The organism is Paenibacillus sp. R-74696, from assembly GCF_055814915.1.
Genome location: NZ_JBPULM010000025.1, coordinates 1 through 12,891 on the forward strand (window position 1 = coordinate 1; position 12,891 = coordinate 12,891).

The following is a 12,891-nucleotide window of genomic DNA, read 5'->3' on the forward strand; positions in this document are numbered from 1 at the left end:
GCGTCGCAATGAATGCCGCAATCGTCACCGTCTGCGCAACAGACGCAAATGCCGATGACGTCGCTTTGACGCGCACGGAGTACGTATCCGGTGCCAGTCCTGTTACACTCGTGCCGGTTACATCCGTCCAGCTGCTAGCCGCCCCCTTCTTGTACTCCATCGCCGCCGTCACGTTCGTCAGCGTTCCGTCGTTCCCGTTAATGGATGTCTCATCTGTTTTTTCAGCGGTCGGTGTCGACGGGCGAGCCGGCAGGCTTAGCGTCTGCGCCGCGCTGTCGGTCTTTGTCGTGCCATTGCCCTTCTTCACGACGTTCACGGTTGTGCCCAACCAATTGCCGTCGATCGTCACCTTACCATTGCTGTCCACCGTCAACGCTGTTCCGTTAATGGTGTAGGCGCTAGCTGACTCCAGTCCCGTCAACTGCTCAGCCGTGTAGTCGATTCCCGCCGACGGTGTCGCTTCCGGTGACATCGGAGCGGTTACCGTAACGGAGTTAGAATCCTCGGAACTGGAGCTCTTTGCCGCTATATTCGCCGCTTGAACCGAGAACGTGTAGTCTCCTGCGGGTAGACCTGTCACCGTAATCGGACTGGTAGTGCCCGACGCAGTAATGTTGCCCGGTGAGGAAGTTACCGTGTAGCTCTTAATCGCGGCACCACCGTTGCTTGCTGGAGGATTAAAGGATACCCTCGCCTGATTAACGCCACCTACAGCACTAACGTTCAACGGAGCACTAGGTGCTGACAGGTTGTAGAGGCTGAATTCATATACTCTAAAATAGCTATCGTAATTAGAGGTAATAACAAGCTTGACATATCTCGCAGTAACTGGGGATGAAAAAGCCTTCATGCCCGAGTTATAATACGAGGTTGGAGTCATAGTATCCGAAGCATTAGGGTCGTTAATTTTAGAAAAGTTTATGCCATCCGAACTGACTTGCAATTCGATACCTGAAATGTACCAACCACGATACATTTCCCATGCATTAAATGTCGTATGTGTACCTAAATCGATCGTTATATAGCCCCCTGTGGTTGTGTTGTTTTGAGACCAGAACGTAGTATTATTGCCATCTACTGCGTTACTTCCCACGTAAGTATTAAAAGTGCCACTTACCGTCACCGACTTGTTCAATGCCAAGTTCGTCGCGGTTTCTGCATGCACCGTTTGCCCATTCATAAAGAACGAAGCGTTAAATATGAGTAAAAATGCTAAAGTTGTTGAGATGAATCTTTTGAGCTTAGCATTTAGTGAATTCATTTAAGTGCCTCCCTAGTTGTTTTGATGCACACTATCGTGCGTGCCATTATAACGGGAACGATAGTAGGAGGCCACTCATGAATAGAGTAACCGACCTCTCATACCATCGTACGTACCTTAAATCAGATCCGATTTTTGCAACAATCGCTGGATGATAGTTGCGACCTCGGCTCGGGTCATATTCCCCTTCGGCGCAAGTAAAGCTCCATTTCTGCCAAATACAAGGCCAGCCTGCACATTGTCCGCAACGCTGCTTTGTGCCCATGTGGCCACTTCCGCTGCATCTTCAAACGGACGAAGGGCTGCATCTGTCGATTGCTCAAGCAGCTTAGCCTTCAGCCCGGTTATCGCCATCGCTTTGGCTAGAATAACCATTGCTTGTTCTCTTGTAATTTTGTCATTCGGTCGGAACGCACCATCTTCAAAGCCGTTGATAAGCTGCATGGAATAAGCTGTATTAACCGCCCCGCTAAACCAATCGGTTGATTTCACATCCGAGAATGGCGTTGCTCCATTTTCCAGCTTGAGTCCTAGTCCGCGTACAATGATCGCTGCAAATTCGGCACGGGTAATCTCCAGGTCAGGGCTGAACAGCCCGTTGCCCGTTCCGCCTACAACCATCCGCGACCCCATGTCGTTAACGGCATTTTTCGCCCAATGATTCATCATATCGTTAAATTCGAGCGGATGCCATATGACCGCATAATCGCTGTTGGTCAAGCTATTGATTTGAGCCTCATATTTCCCGTTAATATTTCGAATTTTAGTTGGTACATGGCGTACGGAGCCATCCGGCTCAACGACTACTCCAGTCGTAATTTTGCTCTGATCAACGCCATTCGGAAGCACAATCGTTCTTTCCACATAAGAGTCAAAATTCGTTACTTCGATAATCTTATTTCCGTATACAGCTCTCACCGTAAAGCTCAGCGGCTGGCCGACAAGCGTGAACTGGCCTTTGGCTGCTGCGTTCTCCACAATCTCCAACGTATTTGTTGTCGGATTGGCAATTTCAATCCTTACTTTAATGTCTTGCAAGGCTATTGATTCCCCAGCCTGCTTGGATATAGCACCGATATTAATTTGTCCTGCTGGAAGCGTGTACGTTGCATATTCGTTTTTGAACACTAGGACAGCCTCATTGTCCTCCATGTTTCTCACCATTTGACCGTTCAGCTCTCCAACAAAGATGTCGGATTTTTGATCGATCGGAATCGTGACTACCGCATGCTGCCCTTCCGCAGCAAGTCTCTCATCCAGTTTTTTCTGATCCACAATCACCGTTACTTCGGTTTGATTGTTTCGCTTTGTAACCGTGGCCGTACCCGCATTCTCAACTTTTCCGTTAACCAGAATATTCACACCGTTGTTCACAGTGTTCGTAGTGCCCGATGTGGATGGAACGGAAGGCTGAGATGGCGTATTGGATGCTGCCGGGATGACTGCATTCGATTCCGCAGAAGCAGCACTCCTACCCGTATCATTGATTGCTTTTACCGTAAAGGTGTAGCTTGTTCCATTCGTCAAGCCTGTGAGCGTAATCGGACTTGCTCCTCCGATCACGCTGATGTTACCAGGCGAAGCAGTCACTTCATAGCCTGTAATCGCATTTCCCCCGTTATCAGTAGGAGCCGTAAAGGTTACGACAGCTTGTCCGTCGACCGCCACAGCGGATACGTTAGCTGGCACTCCCGGGATGGTTGATGAAGTCGCGCTTGTGTGGTTAGACGCCCCGCTCAAGCCGCCTACGTTTTCTGATTTTACTACAAAGTAATAAGTGGTGCCGTTAACCAGATTTTGTGCGTTGTAAGTAGGTGATGTGACAATCGCTACTTCAACGAGGTTATTTGGGTTAGCATCTGTTGCCATATAAATGCGATATTGTAGCGCATCCGATACTGCACCCCAGTTCAGCGTAACTTGACGATCGCCGCCGACAGCCACAAGATTTTGTGGATTTTCGGGAGCATTCGGCAAGTTCACGACTTGCGTAACGAAAAATGAGACAGGTGCCATATGATCTGCAGATACAGTGATCGTTGCCGTGTAGGTGCCTGCTGGCAAATCGTCCTTTGCATGAATGTCAAAGCTTGTTGACGCGCTGCCTGTTAAAGTAGAATCTGGCTGGGATATTGCAAAATCGTTGGCGTTTGTGCCACTAAGCGCTGCCGACAGGTTTAACAAACTTCCAGTTCCAGTATTCATAACCGGAATGGTTTTTATCTCTTGGGTACCTGATTCGTATCCCTGAACAAGTGCCGATAACGTTTGATCCGTTATTGCAGCGATCGAATAGGAAGCTGCTGCAGTGACGGTAATCGTCGATGTTCCTGTTTTGCTATTATCTACCGTTGACGTTGCCGTGATTGTGTAATCGCCAGGCGCGGCATCCGCCGCAACGGTTACTTTCCCCGTGCTGTCTACCTCCACCTTGTTGCTTCCGTCGTTGCTCGTCCAAGTGACCGTCGTTGCCGCTCCTCCTACTGCATCTACCGTAGCTGTGAGCGGCTCGCTTCCTCCCTGTACGACGCTTGCGGTGCTTGGACTCACGGTTATGCTGTTGATGGCTTGCGCTACTGTGACGGTAATCGTCGATGTTCCTGTTTTGCTGTTATCTATCGTTGACGTTGCCGTGATCGTGTAATCGCCTAGTGCGGCATCTAATGCGACGGTTACATTCCCTGTGTTGTCTACTTCTACCTTGCTGTTCACGTCATCGCTTGTCCAGATGACCGTCGTCGCCGCTCCTCCAACTGCATCTACTGATGCTGTTAGCTGCTTGCTTCCTCCCCGCTCAACGCTAGAGCTATTCGGACTCACGCTTACGCTATTGATGGCTGGCGCTGCCGTGACCGTAATCGTCGACGTTCCTTTTTTGCTGCTATCTACCGTTGACGTTGCCGTGATTGTGTAATCACCCGCCGTTGCATCCGCTGCTACGGTTACATTCCCCGTACTGTCTACTTCCACCTTGTTGCTCGAGTCATTGCTTGTCCAAGTGACCGTCGTTGCTGCTCCTCCTACTACATCCACCGTAGCTGTGAGCTGCTCGCTTCCTCCCTGTACGACGCTTGCGCTGCCCGGACTCACGCTTACGCTGTTAACTGCTGGTGCGGCCGTTACGGTAATTGTCGACGTTCCTTTTTTACTGCTATTTACTGTCGACGTTGCCGTGATTGTGTAATCACCCGGCGCGGCATTCGCAGCTACGGTTACATTCCCCGTGCTGTTCACCGTCACCTTGCTCGCATCGCTGCTCGTCCAAGTCACCGTCGTCGCCGCTCCACCTGCTGCATCCACCGTAGCCGTGAGCTGTCTGCTTCCTCCTTGCTCAACGCTTGCGGTGCTTGGGCTCACGCTTACGCTGTTGATGGCTGGCGCTGCCGTGACGGTAATCGTCGATGTTCCTTTTTTGCTACCATCTACCGTCGATGTTGCCGTGATTGTGTAATCGCCTGGCGTTGCATCCGCTGCTACGGTTACATTCCCCGCGCTGTTTACCGTGACCTTGCTCGAGTCGCTGCTCGTCCAAGTCACCGTCGTCGCTGCTCCACCTGCTGCATCCACCGTGGCCGTGAGCTGTCTGCTTCCTCCTTGCACAACGCTTGCGGTGCTTGGACTCACAGTTACGCTGTTAATTGTCGGAGGCACAGGTGGCACATAACTGGACGTCCGAATTTGAACAACCGATCCGTTCGTCTCCTGCCACCCAACATATAAAACATTGTTTAACCCTGCTGCCGCAGGATATTGTGCAGCTCTCGAGGCACTTACGTTCAATCCATTGACTCCATTTCCATCTGCGCTCGTCCAACTCGTACCGTCATACTTTTTGACTCGAATTTGAAAAGCCGTTCCATTGAATTCCTGCCACACTGCATATAAAGCGTTATCGAGTGCCGTTAACACAACATAGTTTGCTCTGTAATCAGTCTGCTTGTTTATACCATACATCCCATTGCCGTCTACACTCGTCCAAGTGCTTCCGTCGTATTTCTTGACTCGAATTTGATTATCTGTCGTTTCGGCTATTTCGTCCCACGCTAAATATAAGGCGTTGTTGAATACAGCCAATGAGGGAGTGGCTCCGGTTTTTGCCCCATTTACATTCAAACCGGTCGTACCCCCGCCATCAATCGACGTCCAATTCGTCCCGTCATATTTTTTGGCGCGAATTTGTACAGCGCTTCCGTTGGTTTCCTGCCAAGCCAAATATAAAGAACCATCGTATTCAGCCATTTTAGGGCTAGCCGCTCCCATTGAAGTGTTTACGTTCAAACCGTTCAAACCGCCGCCGTCAGCGCTTGTCCAAGCAGTGCCGTCATACTTCTTGACCCGGATTTGATTTGCGTTGTTGTCGTTAACCTCATTCCACGCCGCATACAGATTATTGTCATGTACAAACAATGTAGGATATGATACTCCACTTGAGGCATTGATGTTTAGCCCATTTGAGCCGCCATCAACGCTCGTCCAACTGGCGCCATTATATTTCTTGACCTTGATTTGATTGATGCTGGACACTGAGTTTCTTTCAACCCACGCGATATATAATGCATCATCAAAAACAGCCATAGCAGGGGTAATCGCCGCTTTTGAAGGATCTACGTTTACTCCATTTGCCCCGTTACCGTCGACGCTCGTCCAGCTCGTGCCGTTATATTTCTTAACACGTATTTGGTTCGCCGTTCCATTCGGTTCCTGCCATGCTTCATATACTTCGTTGTTGAAAACAGCTAATGCAGTGTAGTTTCCCTCTCTTGCAGCATTTACGTTCAAGCCATTCGTACCGCCACCATCCACCGGCGTCCAGCCGGCTGCCGCCCAAGCCGTACCTCCGCTTGATAGAAGCGGTATTAAAAGCATAACGGCAAGTAAGATATGTATCGTTTTTCGGATTTTATCGTTATTTCTACGCTTACTCATTACTGGGACCAAACCGCATCTTCCTCTCCGCATTATCATTATGTCATCTAGTCCAAATGATTTAGTTCAGCATACAGGAAGACACCTTAAAAAAACCTTAAAAATCGACAATTTTCTACATAAAAAACAGGCCTCATCGTAAAACGATGTGAGCCTGTTATGAGAACCTATAGCGTTAAGCGGAAGCCGCCTGTTAAACCCCCGAGGCAGGGATGCGTATGGTGACTTTCGTACCGTGCCCTAGTTCGCTTTCTATTTCCAGCGAAATCCCGTATTCATATTTCAAACGCTTGTTAATATTCCGCAAGCCGACCCCCTGCGACTCATCCGGATCGGCTCGTTCAAGCAGCCTCTTCAATCGTTCAGGCGCGATCCCTGCTCCATCATCGGCTACAACAAAGTGCCAATTCCCATCCAGCTTTTCCACCTTCACTGTCACTTTGCCGCCTTCAATTCGATCGCCAATGCCATGACGGATTGCATTTTCTACAAGCGGCTGCAACAAAAGCGGCGGCATTCGCAAGCTATAGGCAGCTTCCTCAATTACATATTCGAAGCGAATACGCTCTTTAAAGCGAGCTCGTTCAATCTCCACATACGTCCGAATGAGACTAAACTCTTCTGAAAAACCTATGCGTTCCTCCGCATTGCTGAACCGAAAGCTGCCTCGCAAGTAATCGGCCAAATCAACAATCATCTTCCGCGCGCGCTCCACATCCGTATAGCTTGATGCAACAATACTATTCAGCACATTGTATAAAAAATGCGGTTTGATCTGCGATTGTAAAAACGCCACTTCCAGATTAACTGCTCGGGCAAGCGATTCCTTCAGCGCGAGCAAGCTGCCGATTCTTGCCTTAAGCTCCTCGAGATCAAACGGCTTCGGCAAATAATCGTTCGCCCCCGCTTGGAAGGCTGCCACCTTGTCTTGCGGCTGATAAGCTGCCGTAACCATTAGAACGGGCAGCTCCAGCAGCGAATATCGTTTACGAATCTCCTGGCACACTTCATAGCCAGACATGCCCGGCATCATTAAATCAAGGATAACGAGATCGATTCTACCCGATTGATCCAGCTGCTCCAGCGCCTCATAGCCGTTCTTGACCGCGATCACTTGATAGTCGAGTGCTTGAAGTGCGTCTATTAAAACTTTTAAGTTCACATACTGATCGTCGACAATTAGTACCGTATGCTTCCCGCTCGGATTCGAATAGTACGGCGTAGCGAAGGAATAATTAGGTTCCTTGAGCATGGCCTGATGGTTTGAATCGGATGAGGGCCATGACGCTTCTCCCCGCTCCTCGGCAATCGGAAGAGTGAAGGTAAAGGTCGAACCGACTCCCGGCGTGGAAGCAACCGCAATCGTTCCTTGTTGCAGCTCGACCAGCTGCTTCGCAATAGGCAGCCCTAATCCAAAGCCGCGATGCTGTGCTCCCTCAAGTGATTTGAATGGTTCAAAAATAAATGGAAGGTCTTGCGGCTCAATGCCTTCTCCTGTATCCTGCACCGAAATTTCGAGCCTTCCTCCCTGCTCTCTTCCGGTAATGATGATCTCCCCGTTTTTTGTATGCTTAATCGCATTATCCAGCAAATTTCCGATAATTTGACTCAAGCGAATTTCATCGGCAAAAGCAGATGGCAGCTGCGCCGGCACATGGTTCACGAGCCCAATCTGGTTTTCCGTGCACAAATAGGAATAAAAGCGCACTTGCACCTCCGCTACCGAACGAACGTCGATTGGTGCCGGAACCACTCTCATTTCACCCTGCTTCAGCTTGGATAAGTCCAAGATGTCATAAACGAGCTGCGAAAGCTTCCTTGTAATGTCGGTAATCAACTGAAGCTTTTCCCGTTGTTCCGCAGTTGGCGGATGCACGTCATCGCTTAGCATGGACTGGGAAATATTCATTACACCGTGAAGCGGTGTCTTGAATTCATGCGAGGTTCGAGCGAGAAAATCATCCTTTTGCTTGTCCGCTTGCAGCAATTGCCCGGACAGCTCCTCAATTTTATGGAAAGCGTTCGAGAAACGGAGCGACATCAGCAAGGCGAGCATCAGTAAAACAAGAAAAGGCTCAATCGGGGGAAGCGCATAGATCGGTACGCCAAAATAAATATTCATATTCTGGTTCAACACTAGCGCATTCAATGCCATTGCCGCTACAGCTAAATACCCGCTGCCCGCTACTTTGTGTAGTGCCGTATATACGAATACATACGTGGCGTACAGAAACGAGATCGTAACATAAAGCGACGTCAATTGGCGAAAAGGTCCTGTTGAAAGCTGGGAGGCGAAGCCCATATTAAGCAAGGCAAGGATCACCCCGAGAACCAGACCGCTTCGATTGAGCCATTTAAAGCAGTAGGGCCGGAAAGCAATATATATATATAGGAAAAATCCTAGACTACCACCAACTGACGCGACCATTTGAATACGGAAATAAAGCCAGAACGGCAATGGGCCAACCGCATTGAATAACACTCTTTCGCCGCTGATACTTGTAAATATAGCGATACATAGGCACACTGCGCCAAATACTGCAAGTGACCAATCACTTCTTCTCTGGGAAAACATTCCAATAAAATACAATCCTATGATCAGGAAGGCTGTTAACGAAACCCAATCATGAGCGGTCGCCTGATCGCGAACTCCGGCAATTTGCTCAGCCTTGCCTAAGAGAAGGGATTCACCGATCCCGCTGCCAACCCGAAATTCATAGTTGGCTACCTGAACCAGAATTTCATTCCACCCTGGCTGCAGGGTGAAATAGCTCACATATGGTTTATTAAGTGCTTTGTATTGCTCTTGCTCAGCGGGATTTCCGCTTGATCCGACGACTTCGCCGTTAACAATGAGCCGATTGGAAATCAGGATCGACGCTGTTTTCAAGCCGTAGACTGCACCTGCATCGCCCATCTGAAGCTGCAAGCGATAGGTCGCCATGCCAAGGGTATCCATCTGCTTTGACCATGATCCAGGAACCTGAATGAGCGCCGGTGACAACCCCCCCGTAGCGGTAGAAGAAAGAGCCGACTGATGGGTGAGCAATTGCTTCGGATAAAACTCCCACTGCCCGTCCAGCCGAACGGCTCCATCCTCCTCGAAGCTCCATGCGGTCAAGTCCATAACCCCATTTACTGCTGTTGGCATAGGCTTCAGCTGGATCGTTGAATAAGTCAACAGCATGACGTAGGTTGCAATTAACAGAGATAAGGTAATGAGCGCCGCCGCAACTTCTTTTCTCATCGGGCATGCCGCTCTATTTGGTCCGTCGTTTCTTCAATCAGCCGCAAGGTCTCTGCCTCTAGCTCTGCTCCCAAATGCAAGCGAACCGCTTGCTGCAGCTGTAGACAAACACGGTACGCCTCATTTCGATTGCCTATCTTCAAATGCAGCTTAATCAACTCGCGTCCGTCAATCTCCGCATCTGGGGCCAGCGACAACAGCCTTTGCAGGCTGTCCAACGCAAGTGAAAGATTGCCCTTACTTTGAAAATGCATGTATCCTTTGCGAAGCACACGGACATACGAGGCTTTAATCCCTAACTGTCTAGCAGTGGCCCATCCGAAATCACAGGCTTCCATATATTCGCCTTTGTACATCTGGTTTATTTTATGATAAGACGCTTCATCCATTTCCACTTCGGCCAATGTGCTGCTGAGCAACTGCTCAAATTCGATGACATCGACCGCCACCCCATCCCATACAGCACTGAATCCTTGATTCGCTTTCGTAATATGAATCGGAATATGATGTTCAGACAGGCTTTTTCTTAAATAGGACAGACATGTATACAAATAGGTCTTCGCCTTGTTCAGATCATAGCCCGGCCATAGCGCCTCAATGATGGAGGCGGTATTCACAGACTTTCCGGCATAATGGATCAAAAACGCGCAAAGCTCCTTTTCCTTCTTCGTTTTCCATGTCAGCCCCTTACTCATGTCGCCCGGCAATACAAGCTGAAAGCCACCCAAGCATTGGACGACAGGGGCGATATCTGCTACTAGGCGTGAAAGAATAACGGACTCAGATAAGGATTGTTTAATGCGCGAAACCGTGTTCTGCAATCTATCTATCGTAAATGGCTTCAGCAGGTAGTCGATGGACTGAATTTCAAACGCTTCGACCGCATATTCCGCATAGGCTGTTGTGAATACAATCGGCATTTGTGGAAATCTGCTTCTAATTATTCTGGCAGCCTCCGTGCCTTTCATTCCCGGCATTTGGTTATCTAGAAACACGGCATCTACGAGGGAATGGCCTAAAACCTCAATCGCTTGGAGCGGATTGATATATCTTCCTACGACTTGAACATCTCCCATTTGCCCGAGCAAAATTTCCAACAAATCCAGCGCATCTTCCTCATCATCAATGAGCATTACACGAATCATCCGTTGTTGTCTCCTTCAACTTTTTTGCAGGTATCCTTTTCTGTATGGAGAACACAAATTCAAATATGTAAGGGGGAAACTTATAAATTCTTATATTCCACAAAAATCTGATTACATCTAGGCTTTTATTTTCAAAATGTACTAAGCCGTAGTTCATAAAAATACTGCACAATGGGATGCTTTAGCTTCATCTTCTCGCTCATATTTAAAATCCGCTTTTTCCCAACGCGCCTGTCCACCAAAGCTAGTATATTCAATAAGATATCATGGCTCTCCATGCTTTCCTCAATAGAAATGGATAAAAACTTAGTCGCTACGGTGATAAAATTTGATTTACTTAAGGATGACTGTGCCGCCAAAAGCTCCTTTGCATGTTCAGATATTTTTCTGCTTCGGGCAATTACGATTAGACGATCCTCCGGAACTAACCCCTTGGTCTCTTTTCTGATGGCTTCCATTTCTTCATGGCTGATAGGAATTTGGATGCTTGAATCATTCTTAATTTCCAGCTCCGTCTGATACCATCTGATTGAGTTAGTGGTATCACTCATATTGAGCACGTTCTTTTTATCTACTGCAATATAACAAAGCCCGGCTTTATCAATTAAATATCGGTAGCTGGTTGCACGGTATTCGACCCTTCCATGTAACGTAGGACTAAGAAAGCTCTCCAGATTTTGTTTCATTTTGCTCCAGGACATGTATTCCTCCTATGTTCTCTATTAATAACTAACTCTTGAGGCAGTCTCACTATCATCTATCATACAATAACCAATCCTCAATCCTCTATGTTCAAATGAAAAAACCTCAGAGTTTTGTAAGCGAGTATATAATCGTACTTCCCTACAAATTAAAAGAAGAACAGCCCATAGAGTACAGGTGTTCTTCTCACTTCAAAAATGTAAAAAATCAATCGGCCTCCACCTGAAAGGCTAGACCCTTAACCAACCCCGGAACCCTCTAGCGCCATAATAGGATTCTGCTCCATTGTGATACAAGAAAATCGTGTTATAGCGACGATCACAAAAAATAGCACCGCCGAGCTCTCTAATATTAGCGGGTGTTTTCACCCAACTGGACGTTTTTAAATCGAATTTCCCAAGCTCCTGCAGCTCCCGATATTGTTCTTCTGTCAAAAGCTCAATACCCATGGACTCCGCCATTTCTACCGCACTAGTTTGCGGCTTATGCTCTTTCCGTGACTCTAGCGCTTCACGGTCGTAGCAAATGCTTCTGCGACCTTTAGGACTTTCCGCCGAGCAATCATAAAAAATAAATTCGCCCGACTCATTGTCATAACCAACAACATCCGGTTCACCGCCGGTTCTCTCCATCTCATGAAGCGACCATAGCTTCTCGGCTTGAGCTTCAAGCTTCGCTTGTACGCTAGCCCATTCAAGCTCCTTATGCCGATCTGTATTTTTATCAAAACGGGCTTTCAAGGCTTTAAGTAATGCCTCAAGCTGTTCTGCTGATAGTTCCTTTGTAGCGCTGTTTGAATTCGTTGTCATCTTTATTTCTCCCTTCCATATTATGATGTCGCCCTTCATGATCCAGCATTACCAAGGCTGCACTATCATCCTGAATAAGAGCCAATGTCAGCACCTTACGTAATTGCGTTTAAAGCCGATTCGTCCTTTATCGACATCCTTCTGAATATTGCCCGATGCGCTAAGCTGCTTGCTCCCTGCCTTCGCGTCCGCCACCTCCACCGGGCCAATCGCCGCGGCGGTTTCGACTGCCTTGTCATGCAGCGGCACATAGGATACGGCTGTGGTATAGACGAAATTATTCATTGCGTATTTGGCGCGTTCAGGAGCATCGTGAATCGTATCACGGACCTTATCCAGCATCCCGGCCAGCTTGCTCTCGGAAAACTCACTGTCCTTACGGCTGCCAAGCAGCCAGCAATAACAGCTCCAACCTGCGGACATACGCAGCTCCTCGCCGCTTGCAATCCATTTATCAGCTACCTGCTGCGCAATATCCGTTTCTGCTAGCGTTACCGCTACGACGTAATCAGACAGCATGAAGAAATAGGCAGCTTCTATCCAGCGGTCAAAGTCAGCCTCCGACATCGCCTCAGGCTCCGCAATAACGCCGGCAAAATACATCGCGTCATAATTTCCGGTCGCATAAAGCTGCTCAGCCAGCGGTTGATCTTTTTTCGTTTTCCGGGCAATCGGCTTCATCACGCCTGTCGCCACACCAAACAAGGGCTCATGAGCGCCATTGGATACATATATTTTTTTCGTACGCTCCTTGCCAAGCGCTTCAAGCTCCTGCATAACCTCTTCGACCTTCATCCGAAT

Annotated in this window: 7 protein-coding genes; all 7 read right to left on the reverse strand. The window is 48.3% G+C overall.

The window, feature by feature from the left end; all coding sequences use genetic code 11:
• A partial coding sequence (locus ACSR9A_RS07555) for a discoidin domain-containing protein (protein WP_473756479.1) occupies positions 1-1,261 on the reverse strand: 1,261 nt, incomplete at its 3' end.
• Positions 1,262-1,378: 117 nt separating this feature from the next.
• Entirely contained in the window at positions 1,379-6,187 is a 4,809-nt protein-coding gene (locus tag ACSR9A_RS07560; protein WP_473756480.1) for an Ig-like domain-containing protein, read from the reverse strand.
• A gap of 193 nt (positions 6,188-6,380) precedes the next feature.
• On the reverse strand, positions 6,381-9,434 hold the full coding sequence (locus tag ACSR9A_RS07565; protein WP_473756481.1) for a sensor histidine kinase: 3,054 nt from the start codon (positions 9,432-9,434) through the stop codon (positions 6,381-6,383).
• Positions 9,431-10,579 (reverse strand): response regulator, encoded by a 1,149-nt coding sequence (locus ACSR9A_RS07570; protein ID WP_473756482.1) that lies wholly within the window; start codon positions 10,577-10,579, stop codon positions 9,431-9,433. The genes ACSR9A_RS07565 and ACSR9A_RS07570 overlap by 4 nt, the downstream gene beginning before the upstream one ends.
• Before the next feature lie 131 nt (positions 10,580-10,710).
• Complete coding sequence (locus ACSR9A_RS07575; protein WP_473756483.1) at positions 10,711-11,280, reverse strand: SF0329 family protein; 570 nt, start codon at positions 11,278-11,280, stop codon at positions 10,711-10,713.
• Between the two features lie 231 nt (positions 11,281-11,511).
• Entirely contained in the window at positions 11,512-12,090 is a 579-nt protein-coding gene (locus ACSR9A_RS07580) for a DUF4256 domain-containing protein (RefSeq protein WP_473756484.1), read from the reverse strand.
• Positions 12,091-12,177: 87 nt separating this feature from the next.
• The gene (locus tag ACSR9A_RS07585) at positions 12,178-12,885 is read right to left on the reverse strand and encodes a DNA alkylation repair protein (RefSeq protein WP_473756485.1); all 708 of its coding nucleotides are present in this window, start codon (positions 12,883-12,885) and stop codon (positions 12,178-12,180) included.
• Positions 12,886-12,891: the final 6 nt, after the last annotated feature.

Coding starts and splice junctions, on each gene's coding strand:
- ACSR9A_RS07560 (WP_473756480.1), bottom strand. CDS start 6,187: ATGAGTAAGCGTAGAAATAACGATAAAATCCGAAAAACGATACATATC.
- ACSR9A_RS07565 (WP_473756481.1), bottom strand. CDS start 9,434: ATGAGAAAAGAAGTTGCGGCGGCGCTCATTACCTTATCTCTGTTAATT.
- ACSR9A_RS07570 (WP_473756482.1), bottom strand. CDS start 10,579: ATGATTCGTGTAATGCTCATTGATGATGAGGAAGATGCGCTGGATTTG.
- ACSR9A_RS07575 (WP_473756483.1), bottom strand. CDS start 11,280: ATGTCCTGGAGCAAAATGAAACAAAATCTGGAGAGCTTTCTTAGTCCT.
- ACSR9A_RS07580 (WP_473756484.1), bottom strand. CDS start 12,090: ATGACAACGAATTCAAACAGCGCTACAAAGGAACTATCAGCAGAACAG.
- ACSR9A_RS07585 (WP_473756485.1), bottom strand. CDS start 12,885: ATGAAGGTCGAAGAGGTTATGCAGGAGCTTGAAGCGCTTGGCAAGGAG.